16 protein-coding genes are annotated in these 17,909 nt (G+C 68.7%); 10 read left to right on the forward strand and 6 right to left on the reverse strand.

Going from position 1 to position 17,909, the window contains the following annotated elements:
- Positions 1 to 18: 18 nt before the first annotated feature.
- Positions 19 to 402 carry a metalloregulator ArsR/SmtB family transcription factor gene (locus tag OG440_RS39600; protein ID WP_331753221.1) on the reverse strand — a complete coding sequence of 128 codons (384 nt, stop codon included), beginning with the start codon at positions 400 to 402 and terminating at the stop codon, positions 19 to 21.
- 124 nt (positions 403 to 526) lie between these two features.
- Between OG440_RS39600 and merA the strand changes: the two genes are divergently transcribed.
- The 3 genes from merA to merB all read left to right on the forward strand — a co-directional run bounded on the left by merA (position 527) and on the right by merB (position 3,147).
- Complete coding sequence (gene merA, locus OG440_RS39605; protein WP_331753223.1) at positions 527 to 1,969, forward strand: mercury(II) reductase; 1,443 nt, start codon at positions 527 to 529, stop codon at positions 1,967 to 1,969.
- Positions 1,970 to 1,986: 17 nt separating this feature from the next.
- Complete coding sequence (locus tag OG440_RS39610) at positions 1,987 to 2,430, forward strand: MerR family transcriptional regulator (RefSeq protein ID WP_331753225.1); 444 nt, start codon at positions 1,987 to 1,989, stop codon at positions 2,428 to 2,430.
- A 75-nt stretch (positions 2,431 to 2,505) separates the two neighbouring features.
- The gene (merB, locus tag OG440_RS39615) at positions 2,506 to 3,147 is read left to right on the forward strand and encodes an organomercurial lyase MerB (RefSeq protein ID WP_331753227.1); all 642 of its coding nucleotides are present in this window, start codon (positions 2,506 to 2,508) and stop codon (positions 3,145 to 3,147) included.
- Positions 3,148 to 3,315: 168 nt separating this feature from the next.
- Here the strand turns inward: merB and OG440_RS39620 are convergent, their stop codons facing one another.
- From OG440_RS39620 to OG440_RS39635, 4 genes are all read right to left on the reverse strand, one after another.
- Positions 3,316 to 3,747, reverse strand: coding sequence for a hypothetical protein (locus OG440_RS39620; RefSeq protein ID WP_331753229.1), 432 nt, complete (start codon positions 3,745 to 3,747; stop codon positions 3,316 to 3,318).
- Positions 3,744 to 5,885: a site-specific integrase gene (locus tag OG440_RS39625; RefSeq protein WP_331753231.1), complete on the reverse strand. Its 2,142-nt coding sequence runs from the start codon at positions 5,883 to 5,885 to the stop codon at positions 3,744 to 3,746. The genes OG440_RS39620 and OG440_RS39625 overlap by 4 nt, the downstream gene beginning before the upstream one ends.
- The gene (locus OG440_RS39630; protein WP_406011626.1) at positions 5,882 to 7,684 is read right to left on the reverse strand and encodes a hypothetical protein; all 1,803 of its coding nucleotides are present in this window, start codon (positions 7,682 to 7,684) and stop codon (positions 5,882 to 5,884) included. The genes OG440_RS39625 and OG440_RS39630 overlap by 4 nt, the downstream gene beginning before the upstream one ends.
- 92 nt (positions 7,685 to 7,776) lie before the next feature.
- Positions 7,777 to 9,345, reverse strand: a complete 1,569-nt coding sequence (locus OG440_RS39635; protein WP_331753235.1) for an integrase — start codon at positions 9,343 to 9,345, stop codon at positions 7,777 to 7,779.
- 89 nt (positions 9,346 to 9,434) lie between these two features.
- Between OG440_RS39635 and OG440_RS39640 the strand changes: the two genes are divergently transcribed.
- From OG440_RS39640 to OG440_RS39670, 7 genes are all read left to right on the forward strand, one after another.
- Positions 9,435 to 9,722, forward strand: a complete 288-nt coding sequence (locus OG440_RS39640; protein WP_331753238.1) for a hypothetical protein — start codon at positions 9,435 to 9,437, stop codon at positions 9,720 to 9,722.
- The gene (locus OG440_RS39645; protein WP_331753240.1) at positions 9,719 to 10,186 is read left to right on the forward strand and encodes an NUDIX domain-containing protein; all 468 of its coding nucleotides are present in this window, start codon (positions 9,719 to 9,721) and stop codon (positions 10,184 to 10,186) included. Before OG440_RS39640 ends, OG440_RS39645 begins: the two co-directional genes overlap by 4 nt.
- 98 nt (positions 10,187 to 10,284) lie before the next feature.
- A complete protein-coding gene (locus OG440_RS39650; protein WP_406011627.1) occupies positions 10,285 to 10,998 on the forward strand; it encodes an MFS transporter in 714 nt (237 codons plus the stop codon).
- A 162-nt stretch (positions 10,999 to 11,160) separates the two neighbouring features.
- A complete protein-coding gene (locus OG440_RS39655) occupies positions 11,161 to 12,546 on the forward strand; it encodes a site-specific integrase (RefSeq protein ID WP_331753243.1) in 1,386 nt (461 codons plus the stop codon).
- Positions 12,546 to 14,324 carry a hypothetical protein gene (locus OG440_RS39660; protein ID WP_331753245.1) on the forward strand — a complete coding sequence of 593 codons (1,779 nt, stop codon included), beginning with the start codon at positions 12,546 to 12,548 and terminating at the stop codon, positions 14,322 to 14,324. Before OG440_RS39655 ends, OG440_RS39660 begins: the two co-directional genes overlap by 1 nt.
- The gene (locus OG440_RS39665; RefSeq protein WP_331753247.1) at positions 14,321 to 16,498 is read left to right on the forward strand and encodes a site-specific integrase; all 2,178 of its coding nucleotides are present in this window, start codon (positions 14,321 to 14,323) and stop codon (positions 16,496 to 16,498) included. Before OG440_RS39660 ends, OG440_RS39665 begins: the two co-directional genes overlap by 4 nt.
- A gap of 1 nt (position 16,499) precedes the next feature.
- A complete protein-coding gene (locus OG440_RS39670) occupies positions 16,500 to 16,997 on the forward strand; it encodes a hypothetical protein (protein WP_331753249.1) in 498 nt (165 codons plus the stop codon).
- 622 nt (positions 16,998 to 17,619) lie between these two features.
- Here the strand turns inward: OG440_RS39670 and OG440_RS39675 are convergent.
- Entirely contained in the window at positions 17,620 to 17,769 is a 150-nt protein-coding gene (locus tag OG440_RS39675) for a hypothetical protein (RefSeq protein WP_331753251.1), read from the reverse strand.
- Between the last annotated feature and the right edge of the window lie 140 nt (positions 17,770 to 17,909).

Here is a 17,909-nt window from a genome sequence, read left to right on the forward strand (position 1 = left end):
CGATCCTGCCTTTGCTGGTCAGGCGCGGTCGGCCGGGGCGATGCGCGGGCAGCAGTCCAGTGCTGTTGCGTTGTCTGCGGCCAGGGAGCGGGCCAGCACGACGAGGTCTGCGACACGGGGGTCGCCCACGGAGTAGCGCAGCTTCTTGCCGTCCCGGCGGGCGGTGATGTAGCCGCAGTCCACGAGGCAGGACAGGTGCACCGAGACGCGAGGCTGGGAGATGCCGGCGTGCTCGATGCAGTCGGCACTGGTGCGCTCGCCGCGCAGAATGAACTCCAGCAGCTTGAGCCGGGTGGGGTCGGACAGGGCCCGGAAGAAGCGGGCGGTGGTGTCCAGGTGGGTGCACGCGACCTCAATGTCGGCGGCGGGGCCGGTGTTCACGGAGGCGGGGGTGGATGTCACGGGCGGGGCCTTTCCGCATGCAGCTATTCGCCTATCCGTATAGTACGGTGCCAATCTGGCATTCGGCAAGCCGCATAGAAAGCGGGGTCCGGGAGGCCGGGTCCCGCAACGAGGAGGCAGCGCAGTGACCGGTACGGGAACAGGTTTTGATCTGGCCGTGATCGGCTCCGGGTCGGCGGCGTTCGCCGCCGCCATCGCCGCGACCACCAAGGGCAAGAGTGTGGTGCTCGTCGAGCGCGGCACCACCGGCGGCACCTGCGTGAACGTCGGCTGCGTGCCGTCCAAGGCACTGCTGGCCGCCGCCGAGGCCCGCCATGGCGCCCAGGTCGCGGACCGCTTCCCCGGTATCGCCGCGAGTGCTAGCCCGGTCGGCTTCCCCACGCTAATCAGCGGCAAGGACGCGCTGGTCGCCCAGCTGCGGGCGGAGAAGTACACCGACCTGGCGGCCGAGTACGGCTTCGAGATCGTCCACGGCACCGCCACCTTCACAGGGGAGCCCGGCGGTCCGGTCCTTGAGGTGGCTCTGAACGGCGGCGGGACACGGCGGATCGAGGCAGCCCACTATGTGATCGCCACCGGCTCCGCCCCGTGGGCGCCGCCCGCCGACGGCCTGGAGCGGGCCGGGTACCTGACCTCGACCACGGCGATGGAGCTGGACCGCCTGCCGGAGTCGATGGTCGTGGTGGGCGGCAACGCGGCCGGCCTGGAGCAGGCCCAGCTGTTCGCCCGCCTCGGCACCCAGGTCACGGTCATCGAGGCCCTGGAGCGGCTCGCACCGTTCGAGGAGCCCGAGATCTCCGCCGCCCTCGAGGCGGTCCTCGCCGACGAGGGCATCGCCGTGCACACGTCCGCCGCCCTGACAGGGGTGCGCCGCGACGAGACCGGCTACACCCTCACCGCTACCACCAGCCATGGCGGAAAGGATCTTTCCCTGCGGGCCGAGCAGCTCCTGATCGCCACCGGCCGCCGCCCGGTCACCGCCGGGCTGAACCTGGACGCAGTGGGCGTGAAGACCGGGCCGCGCGGCGAGATCGTCGTGGACGAGTACCTGCGCACCACCGCCGAGCGGATCTGGGCCGCCGGGGACGTCACCGGCCACCCGCAGTTCGTGTACGTCGCCGCCGCCCACGGCACCCTCGTCGCCGACAACGCCTTCGACGGGGCGCAGCGGGACCTGGACTATGCGGCGCTGCCGCGGGTCACCTTCACCAGCCCGGCCATCGCGTCGGTCGGGATGACCGATGCCCAGGTGGCCGAGGCCGGCATCCCTTGCGATTGCCGCACCCTGCCGCTTCAGTTCGTGTCCCGGGCGCTGGCCAACCGGGACACCCGCGGCCTGGTCAAGCTCGTCGCAGACGCGCGCACCGGGCGTCTGCTCGGCGCGCACGTGTTCGCCGACGGCGCCGGTGACATCATCACCGCAGCCACCTACGCGATCACGGCCCGGATGACCGTCAATCAGCTCGCCCACGCCTGGGCGCCGTACCTGACGATGGCCGAAGGGCTCAAGCTCGCGGCCCAGAGCTTCACCTCGGACGTTGCCAAGCTGTCCTGCTGCGCCGGCTGAGAGACCGGAGACTGATCATGAACGGGAAGCAGACGCGGCCGATGACCGTCGGTGAGCTCTCCCAACGCACCGGCGTCACGGTCAAGACGCTGCGCGAGTACACCGACCTCGGGCTGATCTACACGCTGGGCCGCAGCCCGGCCAACTACCGCCTGTTCACCGCCGATGCCCTGTGGTGCGTGCGGTGGATCGGCGAACTACGCGGCCTCGGGCTGACCGTCGCCGAGATCCACGAACTGACCACCACCTACCTGGAGCACACCGGCCGGCCGTTCGGCCCGGCGTTGGCGGAGCGACTGGAGGCGGCCCGGGAACGGCTGAGGGCCCGCATCGCCGCCGCCGAGCAGACCCTCAACCGGATCGACACGTTCGAGAAGACGCACCGCGCCGAGCTTGCGGACGCGGGCGGGAGCGCGGCCTGCTGGGCGGACGACCCGAGGGGATGCGGCGTACGTTCTTGACCCTCCCCCCCCGGGGTCAGACCCTACGGTCCAGGCATCGGACACACCCATCCACAACCCTGGAGGGAACCCGCCATGGACACCGACACCCAGCAGTTCGCCACCCGCTTCGTCGCCTCCCTCACCAGCTCACCCGGCCTGCACATGTGGCTCGTACGCCCGCTGCAGACGCTGCTGGCCACCGGCGAGCCGGTCACCATCACCGCTCTCGCCGCCCAGGCCGGCCGCCCCGAGGCCGAGATCCGCGAGGCACTGGCCGCCATGCCCGACACCGAGTACGACGCCGAGGGCCGCATCATCGGCTTCGGCCTCACCTTCAACCCCACCCCGCACCGCTACGAGACCCGTGGTCACACCTTCTACACCTGGTGCGCCCTGGACACCCTCGCCTTCCCCGCAGTCCTCGACCACACCGCCCAGGTCACCTCCCCCTGCCGGGCCACCGGCGAACCAGTCCGCCTCACCGTCACCCCCGACGGCGTCACCAACGTCGAACCAGCCACCGCCGTCGTCTCCCTGGTCACCCCCGACGCGCCGACCTCCGTCCGCGCCTCCTTCTGCAACCAGGTCCACTTCTTCGCCAGCGCCGACGCCGCGAAGGACTGGCTGAGCGGACATCCCGACGCCCGGGTCCTGCCCGTCGCCGACGCCTTCGAGATCGGACGGCCCGTCGTCGAACAGATCCTGGACAGCAGCACGTCCCACGGCTGCTGCTGACGCCGCCAGGGTCCGTTGACACGGTGGCTCAGGAACCCGCTTCCCGGACGCAGCGTAGGGCGATGCCGCGCCCGACGGCAGGGCACGCTCCGGGCAGCATCGCCCGCACGCTCCCACCCGATGCCACCGGCCTCACATCAGGCGCGGCTGGACGTCACCATGCGCTGGCTATGAACTGCCAGTTCCTCGCGGGCCGGGCAGCCGTGTGACCTGCTGAGCCGCAGCGAGTTCCTCGCGTGCCTGCTCCAGCTCCAGCGACAGCTCGGCAGCGGCCCGCACCAGGGCGCGAACTCGTTCTCGCTCCGAGGCGAGATCCGCCTTGGTCTTCGCCAAGGCTTCCCGCAGCACGGCGTTCTCCTCGGCCATGTTCTGGACGACCTGCGGGGTGAAGTTCTGGGCCTTGGCCCGCGCCCGGAACTCATCCACGAGATCCTTGTGATCTCCGTAGACGATGTCGCGCCGCAGCCCGCACTCGGTGATCAGCTCGGTTCCGGTGAGCTTGCCGGTCGTCGAGCGCAGCGGTGTGCCAGCCAGGAGCCGTTCCGCGGCGGCTCGTATCTCCTCGCTCTCCGCATCCCGGTCTCTGTTCCTTCGCGTCATGCGACCCGGCCGCCTTCCCCGTCGAGAGCGTCGGGCCGCGATGCCTCGTGCCATTCGATCACCGCGCGGATCTGCTCCGCCTGAGCGGCGGCTCGGTCCCGGCGCGGACGTGGAGTCATCGGATCGCGGGCTTCCCGCTCCAGGACGGGCAAACGCACGCGGCGTTCCGCGATGTCCCGGTCGGTGTAGGCGAGGTTGGCGCAGGTGCTGCGGCACAGCGATTCGTCGGGCCCGTCGTCGGCGGGCAGCCCCAGCAGCAGCTTCTCCTTGCGGCACGCAGCGGTTTCGGCACGATGGACGCAGGTCATGCCTTCGCCGTGGTGGATGTCGGTGTCGCTTTGCTCAAGGAGCCGCTTGACGCTGGCCTGCGCGCGTACGGTGCGGCCGAGGAAGGCCGCGGCGCCTGCAGATCGGCGTCGGTACTCGGCTGCGGCCGGCCCGCTGACGTGCTCGTTGTCCTCATCCAGACGGGTCCAGTCGTCCTCGGACTGCTCGAGGACCATCTCCAGTCGCTCCACTGCGACGTCATCCAGCCAGGAATCGTCGCCGTGGGCGGCGTAATTCAGAGTGACCTTCGTCTTGAGATGGCCGTACTGCAGGGCGGCGGCGATGAGGCCGCGGGGGCGGCGCACGATGAAGTACGCGAGGGTGCGGCGGAACCGGGAGGCGTGCAGATGCTTGACCGGGTCGGGCGGTATCGCAGCGGTGCCGCTGACGGACGTGAAGGTGGAGTTCACCCAGTCCTGCAACCGCTTCAGCTCCGTGTTGATCTTCTTGGTGTCCCAGGTCCGCGCGCCCGCACGGCTCTTGCGCCCGCCGCTGCCCGGCAGACGGGTAGGGAACAGCAGGTCCGTCTCGTGCAGCGACTCCAACAGGACGACGGCCTGGTGCACCGGGCTGACGACGGCCCAGGGACGGGCTGCCGGCCGCTGCGTCTCCGCCGCGTTGCGGTCGTACCCCTTGCCCCGGTGCCCGAGCAGCAGCAGTTCCCCGGACTCGACGTCGTCCGCCCGGCAGCCGCGACGCAGATTGGCCACCTCACCAGGGCGCATACCAGACAAGTACGACACTATGGCGAAGCATGCCGCAGTCACGACCCAGACGAGGGCGGGGAGTTCGGACACCGTGAGCGGCCGCTCCCGCCAGGGACGACCGTCGATCCGTCCCGTGATGCGGCCGATGAAGAAGTCCTCGGCCACCGGCAGCCCGGTGGCCTCGGCCAGCGACCGGGAGGCTGCGGACACGGAGTCGGACAGCGCGGGCAGCCCGATAAGGCAGGCCAGATACTTGAAGTCGATGGCGCCGGGGCGCTCCGGATCGCCGGGCAGTTCCTTGCCCTCTTCACGCACGGCCTGGAGGAAGAGCTTCATCCGCTCGGCCTGCGGCAGCCCGTCGTACCGGCGGTGGCTGAGATGGCCGCCCGTGTAGAGCTGCCGGAATTCCCGCCATGCGTCGCGGACGTCCGGCCCGATGTCCTCGACGATGCGCAGAGCCCAGTCCAGCAGCGCGGTCATGGTGGCGGCTTCGATCCTCGGGGTCTTGTTGCCCCGGCCGGTCTTGATGTCCTCGGCCAGTTCCCCGGGGGAGCGGCCCTGCCACGGCACCGTGACGGACATGCGGTGTTCTGACGGCAGCTGCGGCGCGTAGGCCCAGACGGCGCGCACGACGCTCAGGAGCTGACGGCGCGTGTTGGTACTGGCCTGGATCGCCCGCACGTGGTCGAGGTACCGGTCGAGATCGTGATCGGTCACATCCTGAAGCCGGGCAATGCCGCGATGCCGCAGCCAGGTCGCGAAGACGCGCAGACGCTTGAACCACAGGAGCACTGTGGCGACGCTGGCCCGCTCCAGTCCTGTGATCCTGCTCAGGAGCGGTGGATAGGGGCAGTCGAGCACCGCGAGGGTGAACACCTTGAAGTCGTCCACCAGGGCGGAGGGGAATGTCGACCAGTACAGCATTATGGGCTGGGTGTGCTGGTCCGGCTGTGCCTCGGCCAGGGACCAGGCCCAGTCCGCGAACCGTGACAGCGACGCCGGATCGATGCCGTGCCACAGCGGGCGTGCGCGAAGGACGACGACGTCCGCAAGGTGGTGCAGCAGTGAAGGCGCGACCGCCTCGTCGCTCAATGGCGTGGTCATCGCAGGTCCATCCGTCCGCTCATCAGGTCGTTGATCATCTGTGTCTGCGGCTCGGTGAGGTCGCGGCGTGCCTTGTTCTGCTCCGACTCGCGGTAGTGGCCTACCAGGTCCTCCAGGCGTTCCTGGTGCACCGCGTGTCGCGCCTTCCACGTTGCAGGATCGACGTGGGCCCGCAGGATGTTCAACTGGTCCAGGGCAGCGATCTGCAAGGGCAGCTGGTGCGGGAGTGCTCGGGCGTTCTCGCACCCCAGGCAGGCCAGGAACGATTCCGCACAGGGTTCTCCCGGCTCCGTGGTCGGGCTGTTGAGGTGGTCGACACATCCCGTCAGCACGGTGTCCTGCTGGCCGGTGACCAGGCGTTGCAGAACCTGCGGGTCCAGGTCTGCCTCGCGGGCTGCTCCGTCCAGATCGGTCGCGGCACGGGCGACCAGCGAGGCTGTCAGGACGGGGACGCTGCGCCGCTTTCGGGCCGTGGCCACCTGAGCGCGCAGTGCGTCGGCGACAACGGTGCGGGACTGGGTGACCACTGTCTTACTGCGTGCCAGGTAGTGGTCGTTCATGGTGGACCGGGTGTGTGCGACCGGGCGGCGCTTGCGTTCGATTCCGGTCTGCCGAAGCCGTCTGGCCTCCACCGGCTCGATCCCCTCCGCCGTGGGCTCCTTGGTGGGAAAGCCGTGCTGAGCGGACCATCGGGCGATGTTCTTGGCGTCGGCCCCGCGCGTCCAGCGTCCGTCTCTGGGGGCGCCCGTCGCGCGGAACCCGGCCAGAGCCAGGTCATGACCACCGTGGCGGCGCGCGACTTGCGTCAGCTCCAGGAGCAGCTGGTAGACCCGCAGCGGGGAACGGAAGAGCCGAGGCTCTGGATCATCGTCGACCAGGAGCGCGGCCAGGTTTTCCGGCACGTCTTCCACGGGGGTCACCATGTGCTCGCGCTCCGGGCCCCGCCGGGGTTTGGACGCTTCGATCAGGGCAACTCCTGGGATGCCTTCGATCCCGGCGTCCGGCCGGTAGTGCGCTGCGGGCCACGCGGCGACCGTGCCGAAGTTCTCCGCCGTCAGCGCAGTCAGCAGCAAGCAGAACGCGGTCAGCTCCTGGGAGTTCAAGCACAGCCACGGGGCGATCCCGCGAACCCCGCCTGCTCTCCGCACCGCCGGCACCGGCCAGCCACCGGCCGTGCGCGGAAGGTCCCCCGTGCGGTCGAAGACGTCCAGCAGGCTCGCGAGTCGATGATCTGAATCCTCGGGCAGCACCCGTCCGGCGCGAAAGCGCGCCAGGAGACCCTGCCCGGCACGTACCCGGTCCCGCGCCACCCGGATGTCGTGCCGCAACGCGGTCATGATCCGCTGCATGCCCGCGTCGTCGTACGCGGGCACATCCGCGATGTCCGTCACCTCTGGCAGCGGCTGCTCGTACAGTGCCGCCCGTACTTCGTCCGGCAACTGGTCGTCGTCGCGCCACAGCAGACGCAGCCGGTAGAGGTGATCCCGTTGAGTGGCGTTGTTGCGCCCCTCCATATGCGTCCACAGTGCCCGTACATGGTCTGCGGTGACGTCGCCCGGTCCCTGAACGGGAGGTTTCTGGGCCGCGAAGAACCGGGCCAGCCAGGACAGCACCGCATAGATGCCCTCGGCAGCCCTGAGCCGCGTCATCCCCGAACGGTTCGAGGTCCGAGCGGCAAAGGCCGACGCCAGCCAGCGTTGCAGGCCCCCGGCGATCACTACTCGCCGGCCCTTGGGGTCGTGGATGTCGGCGAAGTCGAACACCCGCGAACGCGCACCCGACTGCTCGATGAAGCGCACTGCCGTACCGCCCGATGCCTCAAGCATCCGCTCCGGTGGCTGCCACCCAGTCGGTGGCATGGCCGCCTGGCGTCCGCCCCGTCTCCCGGCACTCATGCGTGTCCCTCGGCCGTCGGCTGGGCACCAGGACGGGCGACACCCGTCAGCGTCCGCCCGCCCCGCTCGGCCACCGTACGGATCAACGCCTCTATGCCCTTGGCCTCGTCGCCGTCCAGCAACTCCATCAGGTAATCGACCTGAAGCGCGGTGAACGGCCCCAGATACGTGTCCCGCGTGGTGGACGGGTCCGCATGCCCCATCAAAAGCGACAGTGCGTACCACACACCGCCGAACATCTCCCGTATATCCAGCAGTTCCTGCTCGGTGAACCCGTCGAGGTGCGGCTGCCACACCGCCGACAGCAACGAGTACCACTTGAGCGCGAAGGAGTGCCGGCACATATGCGGACGGCACCACAGCGGCACCAGCCCCTCCCCGCCCGCCTCCGTCCAGACCCGCTGCACCCGCTCGTTGGCGGCGGTGAACGTGTCCTCCCAACCCTCCACCTTCTTCGGCAGTCCGTTCGGCGAAAGCCACACGGCCAGCGGCTCGAGTCCGGATGCGGTCCGACGGAACAGCAGACGCCTCTCATCGGGGCCCAGTACGTCAACCGACAGCGAGCCCCCGCCCTCCAGATACAGCACCCGGCTTCGGGCGTTGTAGCCGCTGACCACCCGCAGGTACGCGAGCCGCTCATAGGTACCCCGCCGTTGGGCCCTGCGTATCGCCTCCGTCCGCGAACCCTCCAACGGATCGGCGTAACCCTCGACTTCACGCAACACCGCTCGCGGAATCCGGTACCACCGGCCCTCCTTCGCCCCCTTCAGGCACGCCGCAGCCAGCCAGGCCCGCGAAAGACGCGCAGTTGAAGAGCGCGGCAGCTCCACGTCAAGGACGCTGCCCCACTCCTGAAGGCGCAGCCCGGTGCCGTACAGGCCGTCGACGAACGCCGCGTCGCGATCCTCGTTCGGCCCGCGCCAGCCGGCCCGCCGCGCGCCGTCGAAGCCGTAGCCACACAAACCGACGTCACGCCACTGCTCGAAGGGCACCCGAAGCATCCACTTCACCTGACGACGGCGCGAGCCCGTCGGCCGGATGCCCTCCCGCCGACGGCCCCCGGGACCGAGTTCCTGCCCGGACCGGCCGCTGGTCCCCGACGCCGGCGAGATCCCCGTCACCGGGTTGAGCAGCCCGTACTTGCCGGAAACCCACGTGTAGAAGGTGTTCAGAGCGGCCCGGTCGGCGTCGAAACTCCCCGCCATGATCCGCTCATCGTTGCGCACGTCCGTGAGCCGCCAGTCCTTGAACGCCTCCACATCCCGAGCCGTAGCCTCACGCCAGCTTCTGCCGAACACCTGCAGGAAGTTCAGCCACACGACCAAGGTGTACGCGTACCGCCGCCAGGTTCTGATCCCGCGCCCCACCATCGGCGAGACACGAAAGAACAGATTCACGCCCGGATCAGTAAAGCCCGAGACCGTCACCAGCACCGGCGTGCCATGCTGAGCTCCGTTTCGCGCCGCCCGCTCATGGAGGTCGCCGAACCCCTCCAGCACACCCCCGCCCAGGCCCGGCGGCGGCTTCAGGAAGTCGTAGAACGCAACACTCCAACGATCCAACACTTCTCCCCCAGAAGATCCATGAGCAAAACGGACGACAACTCTGGACAGCCTAGAGAAAGGAACGCAACTGGCTGCTCGACGCCGGCCCCATGGTCCAGGTGTTCGGGGCGATCGATCTGGAACGCGCCCGTCCGCACGCCGCGGTCGCCGACGTCGTCCCCCTCGCCTGCGGATCCTGGGTCGGCCGCCCCGACCTTCAGCACGCGTTCTTCGAGGGCTACGGCCGACCGCTCACAGCCAGGGAGCAGTGGGCGCTGCGCTGCCTGTGCGTGCTGGATGCGGTGAGCGCCATCTCGTGGGGCGTCCCCAACGGCGACGATGAGATCGTCGCCCGTGGGCAGGCCACGCTGGCCCGGCTGGAGGTGCAGGCCGCGTGAGCGAGCAGCAGCACTTGAGTCCCGCGAACGCCATGGTCCTGCTCCAGCGTGACGACGGGCGGATCCTGGCGGTGCGGCACAACGACACGTCCTCGACCTGTCCGGACCAGGTCACCGTGATCGGCGGCAAGCTCGAGATCGGCGAGTTCCTCGACGAAGCCGCAGTGCGCGAGCTGTACGAGGAGACCGGCATCCGTGTCGCCACCCAGGACCTGGAGATCTGCCAGACGGTCCACTACCTCGGTCCCGACGGGGCGCGGGTGATCGGTGTGGTGTTCGCCGCGCAGCGGTGGCATGGAGAGCCGCGCAACGCCGAACCGGACCGGCACAAGGCCATCTTGTGGATCGATCCCGGCAACCCGCCCACGGACTGCCACCCCTACACCCGAGAGGTCTTGGCGAACTTCATCGCGGGGCGGCTGTACGGCAACATCACCGTGCCAGTGAGCGGCGGTGGAGCATGACGGCCTCTCCTGATCCCGCCCCGCGCCCGACCGTCGTCTCCGCTCCGCCGCAGGCCGAACCCCAATCTCTGTGGCGGCACCGGCCGTACCTGCTTTACGTGGCAGGCGAGGCGACCAGCGTGGCCGGATCGTCGGTCAGCGCCGTGGCCGTGCCCTATCTGGCCGTGGTCGAGCTGAACGCCTCCACCGCTCAGGTGTCCGCGCTGGTATTCCTGTCGCAACTGCCCAGCCTGCTCTTCGCGTTGCACGCTGGGGCGCTGGCCGACCGGCATCCCAAACGCCCGCTCATGATCGGCGGTGACCTGGTGTGCGTGCTCGTCCTGCTCACTCTGCCGCTCACCGCCGCATTCGACTGGCTCACGTTCCAGCAGCTGGTAGCGGTCGCCTTCGTCCAGGCAACCGCCGGGGTCGTCCACGATGCCGCCGCCATTGCCTACCTCCCCACCCTGCTGGACCGATCGCTGCTCCAGCAGGGCAACAGCCGGATCGGCGGACGGTTTTCCCTTTCCGCCACGGCCGGCAGCAGCCTCGGCGCGGTGCTGGTCTCCGTCCTGGGGGCGCCCCGCGCTCTCGTCGCGGACGCCGTCTCCTACGCCGTCAGCGCCTGGTCCACGACGCGGATCCGCGTCACCGAACCGCCGCCGTCTCCGCGGACCGGAAGTGCGCGACTGCGTACGGAGATCGCGGAAGGCGTGCGGTACGTGTTCGCGGACACGACCCTGCGCACTCTCACCCTCACCAACTCGACCATGAGCTTCGCCCTGGGCGTGCTCAACACCGTGTGGGCGCTGTACCTGCTTGTTCCCGCTTAACGACGGTGTTGCTTACCGTCTGATGCCCCGTCTGACCTGCTCGTTTGCTTGTTGCACACAGTCGGGTTGCATTGATACTCATCGGCCATGCACCAATCGATGTACTCATCAGCAGGCTGGGAATCCTGGGGACTTGCGTTCAGGCCGGCGATCCCGGAGGGGATGCCGTTGCTGTTCGACGACGACCTTCTCTTCGAAGACAGCAACGGCATCCGTCCCACCACCGTGATCAACTGCTGGGCCTGCGAGCTGCCGGCGAATGGATGCCCATCGCCAAATTCGTGGCCCTACTACGTGCGTACGGTGCGTGAGTGGCTGGAGTTCATATCCAGGCACGGGGTCGCCCTGTTCGACTCGCGGCGTCGCCTGAAGGCAGCGTTGAGCGCGTACTCCGTCTATCGAGCCCAGGGCCCCATCAAGCACCGCTTCGAGGCGTCCACGTGGAACCAGAGCATGGGCATCCTGGCGGGGTTCTACAAGTGGGCGAAGGACGAGGAGTACGCAGACTCCGAGCCGTTCACGTACCGGCAGGCGGTCTGGGCTTTCAAGGGGCAAGTCCGTCGCGGGCGGGTCAACCAGTCACGGCGGCGCCAGGCGAAGCCTCACGTGACGATCAAATATCTCGACGACGACTTCACGGACATCTTCCTCAAGGCGTTGGCGGGATTGGATCCTGATGGGGAGCGGGATCTGCGGTACCGGGGGCGAGAATTGGCCCGGAACTCAGCGGTCGGCCGAATGATCGTCTCGAGCGGGCTACGCAGCCAGGAGTACACGTACCTGCTGGTCTGCGAGGTGCCCGTGCTCCCCTCGCGGCGGACTACGGTGCCGGTGTCGTTCCCGGTCCCTTCCGGTGTCACCAAGGGAAGCAAGTACCGCGAGTCGTGGATCGACTACAACTCGCTGGCTGAGCTGCACTCCTACATCACTCTCGACCGAGCAGCTGCGACGTACGGATCGTCGTGGCGTCCGCCGGCCCGCTGGGGAGAGCCGCTGTTCGTAACGGACGCGGATCAGCGGGGCGGACGCGTCAACGGGGTCCGTGTGCAGTGGAGTTCGCTCGGTCCTGACGAGCGGCGGCGTCTGGTCGGTCCGGAGGGTGGTTCGATGCTGCTGTCGGTGTGGGGCCAGGGACGCCCGTTCACCGGATGGTCCACGGTCTTCGCCCGGACCTCCGACCGCATCCGCGAGCGATATGAGCCACGCTTCCCGCACGTCAACCCGCACCGGCTGCGTCACACCATGGCCATGGCGACCATGGCGCGGCTGATGCGCGGCTGGTACGAGCAGGCTGCTCGACAGGTCCGCGACACCGATGACGATGCCGCCCTGGCGCACTACCTGCGGACCCAGGAACCGCTGCTGATTCTGCGCGATCTGCTCGGACATACCACTTCACTGACCACGGAATCGTACCTCCACCGGCTGGACGTACTCCGCCTGTTCACCTCCCTGTATCGGCGGGTCGGCAAGGAGTACGGGCTGTTGGACGAGGACGTCGAGCTGGAGCTCGAGACTGAGTTCGACGACGAACCGGCGGTGGTCTGATGCCGGCCACCGTCACCCTTGACCCGCTGGGTGTGCACTGCATCTTCAGCGACGGGTCGGAGTACCGCCGCCGTCTACGCGTGCGGCGGCCAGTGGAGCTCCCGGGGCTGGCGCGCACTCTGCTGGAGGGCGCCACAGATCTTGTCCATCCGCATGGGCAGGTCGACAGCGCGGGAGGCTTCGACCTCTACCTCACGGCCGTCCGCGGCTTCACCGACTGGCTGGTCGAGTTCGGGTTCTCCGGCGGGGCATCCGACCTGACGCGCGCACTCCTCGCCCGGTACTGGCGGCAAGGGGTGCGATCCTCGCAGGAGAGCGCACTGCGGGCGATGTTGCGCTGCGCGGATGACCAGGAGCAGATTCTGGTGCCGGATGTGCGCGCGTTCGTCGATGGCCGGCTGTTCAACACCGGCGAGCGCTACGGCTCGCACCAGCCGTACAGCGAGGCCGAATGGGCCCGGCTCATCCGTACCTGCCGGGACGAGGTCGATGGCGCCTTCCGCGAGTTCTGCGCGGCCCGTGAGCAGGCTTCGTCAGCCGACGGGCCAGGGGCTTCGCTCCGTGAGCGCGCTGCCCATCACTGGCTGGTGCTGAACAACGGGCCCGACCCGCTGGTCAGCGAGATGGCAGGGCGCGGCTCGTTCCCCTTCCGGCAGAGATACGGGGTCGGTCTGCGCGCGGTGCTGGATCCGCTGATCCCGACCCTGGACGTGATCATCGCCTATCAGCTGCTGTTCGGCGCCTACACCGGGGTCGTGCCGGACGGGATCGCGGACCTGGGGCTCGACGACATCGAGTGGGCGGGTGACGAGAAGATCCTCCTCAGTTACGTCAAGGGCCGCACGGCGGCGGAGAGCCTTGCTCTGTCACGTCAGGCCACTCGCCTGCTGGAGCAGTGGCTCGACCACTCCGCGGTGGCCCGCCGCTTCACGCCCGAGGAGTTGCGCCAGGAACTCTGGGTGCGTTTCACGCCGAGCGGCACATGGGCCGGAGAGCGTTGGCTGGCCAAGCCACCCACGCGCCTGTCCATATGCGGCTGGGTCAAGCGGCGCCAAGCAGTCGACAAGGACGGGCGCCCCACGCAGATGAGCGGTGACGACGGCCTCCCCCTGGCCCTTCACCGCCACCGCATCCGCACTACCCACGACGCGCTGAAAGACCGGTCACACTGGCGGGGCAGCCGCCGGACCACACTCGATCCGAACCGGTCCCCCGGCGTTGAGGGGGACCACTACCTGACGAACACGACGCCGGCTCAGCGCGAGGCGGCGGAAGACATCATCGCCCAGGCCCAGGAGGACCTCGTGCGCCGGGCGCTGCCGCCCTTGGTGCTGGCCACCGCCGAATTGGCCGACCTGGTGGAGAACTATCCCAAGCACATGAAGCGACTCGGCCTGGACGACAACGCCTTGGCGCAGCTCCTGTCCGGGGAACGCGACGTATTCACCGCCGCATGTGGAGATCAACTATCGGGACTCCACGGGCCGAAGGGCAAGCCCTGCCCGGCACGCCCGTGGGTGTGCCTGCTGTGCCCGCTGGCCTTGTTCGCCCCCCGCCATCTGCCGAACCTGCTGCGACTACGGGCGTTCTTCTCCCGCCAGTGGCAGCAGATGACCACCGCCGAGTTCATCCCCGTCTTCGGCCCGTACACCCACCGTCTCGACGAGATCCTGACCCCCGACCGGTACTTCTCCGAGCACGCGCTACGGGCAGCCGCTGCCGAGGTCACCGACTCCGATGCCGAGCTTCCCCTGCGACCTGAGGAGCACACCGTATGACCACCCTGCACCGGCCCACGGGCCTCGCGGCCACCTTTTCGCGTTCCGTCTTTCGAGGTGAAGACGTCTGCGCTGCGGCGGGTCTGCCGGTCCACGGCGCGGGCCCGCATCCTCACTTCGACGACGCAATCTGGGACTTCACCGGTGTCATCGGAATGCCGCGCTACCTTGCGCGGCACGCGCGGATCTTGTCCTTCACCGAGATCCTCAATCCCCAGTGGAGGGAACTCGCGAAGGAGTTCATCTTCGCCAGGCTCGCACCGGACCACCACGCTGTGCGGGAGCTTCCTCACGCCTACCGAACGCCCGTGCAGATAGCCACGGTGCACGGGCGGCTGACCATGCTGACCGGCTGGCTGAACTGGCTCACCGAACAGGGCGTGGACGATCTCAGGGAGGTCACCCAGCAGCACTGTGCCGCCTACCTGGAACTTCGCAAGAAGGTACGGGACAAGCACGGCGTCGTGATCCGCGACAGCAGCCCCGGCTACCGCATGGACGTAGTGGCGGTCATCCAGGAGCTCGGCTACTACACCGAATTGTTCTCCACCGGCGGCTACGTGTCGGGCTTCCGCCCGTGGGGCCGACGCACGGCATACTCCGTCGCCGGGATGGTCCCTCGGACGGGCAACACGACACCGCCGCTGAGCAACGACGTCTTCCAACCGCTGGTCGCAGCGGCCCTGTACGTGGTGGAGGTGCTGGCACCGCACGCCATGGAACTCCAGGAACAGCTGCAGGAGATGGTGCCGAACCGGCCGGGCCGCAACAGCGGGCGTCCGACCTGGAAGGTCGAGGTCTCGCAGGCCATCGACCGGCACATGCAGGAGGCCGATCCGTTCGATGTCGCCCTCGATCACGTCGTAGCCGAGCGGTTGGCGGACGGCTGGTCTCCGGACGATCCGCTGCTACGGGTGAACCTGATCTCCCTCGCCCACGAGACCGGACGGCACGCCTTCCACTACACGTGGCTACCCACCCTGCGCGGCCAGCTGGAGAAGGCCGTCAGGGAAGTCGGCCTGTCCAAACGCTGGGGCCGGACGGCCGCCCTGGTCGAACGCGCGGACGGACGGGGCAGTGTCCCCTGGACCCTGCCGGTGAACACCACCGAGGCCCGGCTGCAGCTCTCCCGGGCCCGCACGGCCTGCCTCATCGTGCTCGCCGCGCTGACCGGAATGCGAAAGAGCGAACTGGCTGAGCTGACCCACGACTGCCGGCAGCCTCCCGAACAGCTCGGCGAGGGCCGCCTCCGCTACCGCTTGAAGGGCAAGATCATCAAGGGCCGGAAGCTGGGTGGTGAACACGACCAGTGGGTGACCATCAAGCAGGCGTACGACACCGCCGGCGTAGCCGCCTCGCTCGCCGACCCGGCGAAGAACACCGGTCACCTGTTCAAGTCGCTCTCCTTCTTCACCCCGTATGAATGGTTCCTGACCTGGGTCAATGGCCCGGAAGGTCGCCGCCTTGGGCTGGCGCCGATCCCCGAGGTGCCAGTCAGTCTGCGGATGCTCCGGAGAACCCTCGCGGTGGAAATGGCGCACCGGCCCGGTGGTCTGCTGGCCGCCAAGATTCATCTCAAGCATATTTCCGTGGTCACCACCGAGGGTTATGCGGACCGCCCCGGTGGGGCACAGTCGGTGCTGATGGCCGAGTTCGGCCAAGAGGAGCGGGAGCACAAGATGCGTGTCGCCCTCGACGCATTCCACGACTACCAGAACGGTATCCGGCTGGCGGGGCCCGGCGCCAGCGACCTTCTGGACTTCTTCGCGTTCGTCGACGAGCAGCTGGACTTCTCTGGGGCGCCGAACATCAAACGCAGCGACCAGGAGGTGACGAACCTGCTCGCCAAGCGGGCCAAGTCCCTGCACCTGGGGCCGGCGAACTACTGCTGGTTCCTCGATCCGTCCAAGGCGCTGTGCCTCAAGCTCGCCGGAGCCCGCGCCCACGGGGCGACAGAGCCCTTGATCGGTATGTGCGATTCAGCGCGGTGCCCCCAGGCCACCCACCATGCCGGGCACCGCCCGGTATGGGCGGCCAGTGCCGACAGCAAGAAGGTCTTCATCGCCACCATCGGACGCGCACAGCGGACGGAGAAGGCCCGGCTGAGTACGGAACTCGCCCGCGATGAACGGGTGCTGGCTGAGATCGACGCCCTCTGCGGAACGGGGGCATGACGTGGCCCGCATCAGTGACGAGACCCGGCGGAACAACGAGATGGCCATTCGGCAGGTCATGGAACGGCTGCTTGCCGGTGACGTTCCCGCGGGCAGCAAATACGACATCAAGACGCTTGCGGCCCAGGCCGGGGTCGCCCGCACGGGCTTCTACCCCAAGAAGAACCGCGACGGCTCGCCACGGCCTGGGCCCTACCAGCACCTTGCGGAGGAGTTCGAACGCCGGCTGGCCGAGCTCCGGGAGCAGGGAGTTGTCCCGGACCCGCGGGCCGCACAGATCGAACGCCTCAAAGAGCAGGTCGCCGGGCTCAAGGAACGCCTGGCCGCACGCGACGCGCAGATCGACGCGCTCACCGACTTCAGACAGCGGGCGCTGTCACAGATCGCCGCCCAGTGGACGGAGATCGAGCGCCTACGCGACGTCTTGGCCACGCCGTCGAATGTCCGGGCCCTGCCGAAAAGTTCCCGACCAGGTGCTCCATACGGATCATGTAGCTGACCGCCTTCTCTGGCTTCGGTCCCCGCCTAGCTTCTGGTGTAGCCGAAGCAGATGAGCGTCGACTTGCCCTGAGTCTCCAGGTCGAACCGCTAGCCCTGGGTGTCGATGAGCACCACGTCCGGCTTGGTGAAGGGCGTGTCGAGCACGGTCCAGGTCTTGCCCGCCCGGGCGCCGCCCCCGACACCTCAAAGGGCTTGCTTCCGCTGTTGCCTCCCGTAGCCCCGTCACCGCAGGCGGACAACGTCAGGGCCGCGGTCGCGGGGAGCGCCACCGCGATCAGAATGGTCTTGCGTACGCGTGTCATGAGAGGCCGGCCCGGCGGGGTCGAGATGCCGAGCGACGAAGGGCAGCCTTTCTGTGCACCTGAGTTGTTTAGGTACACAGGAAGGGCTCATGGCAGTCATGGCCGCGTGATGGCGGCGCCCTGCCGTCGGTGCCGGGTGCGAGGGCGTTTAGGCAGCGGCGGAGGCCGTGGGCTTCGGGGCGTCGGTGAGGGCACAGACGTTCATCCCGGCTGCCGCCACGGCCGGCTGAGCCCCGACGACCAGGGGCAGCACGAGCACGGCACCCGCCACCAGGCTCACCGCCCAGGCTGACGCGCGGCCCAGCGGCCACTGCGGGCTCAGTAGGCGCCGCACCCGACGGCGAACTGGCCGCTGGAAGCGGCGAGCGACGCCGTCGGGCTTCCGACGGCGGCCATCTCCACCAGCGCCCCGGCCAGCGTCAGAGCGCCGGTGCGGGGCGTGGCCTCGGCGTCGGCGGCCATCTCCATGAGGCGCCGGTCTCGTTCGCCGCCGACGTGAAGAGCGCAACGCTGGGGAACGCCCGTTGCAGTGCCTGCGCATAGGCCAGCACCAGGTGGGGCCGCTGCCGGATGTAGGCCCGCTCGTGGACGATGACCGCCTCCAGGGC

This window comes from Streptomyces sp. NBC_00637 (assembly GCF_045161545.1).
GTDB lineage: Bacteria > Actinomycetota > Actinomycetes > Streptomycetales > Streptomycetaceae > Streptomyces.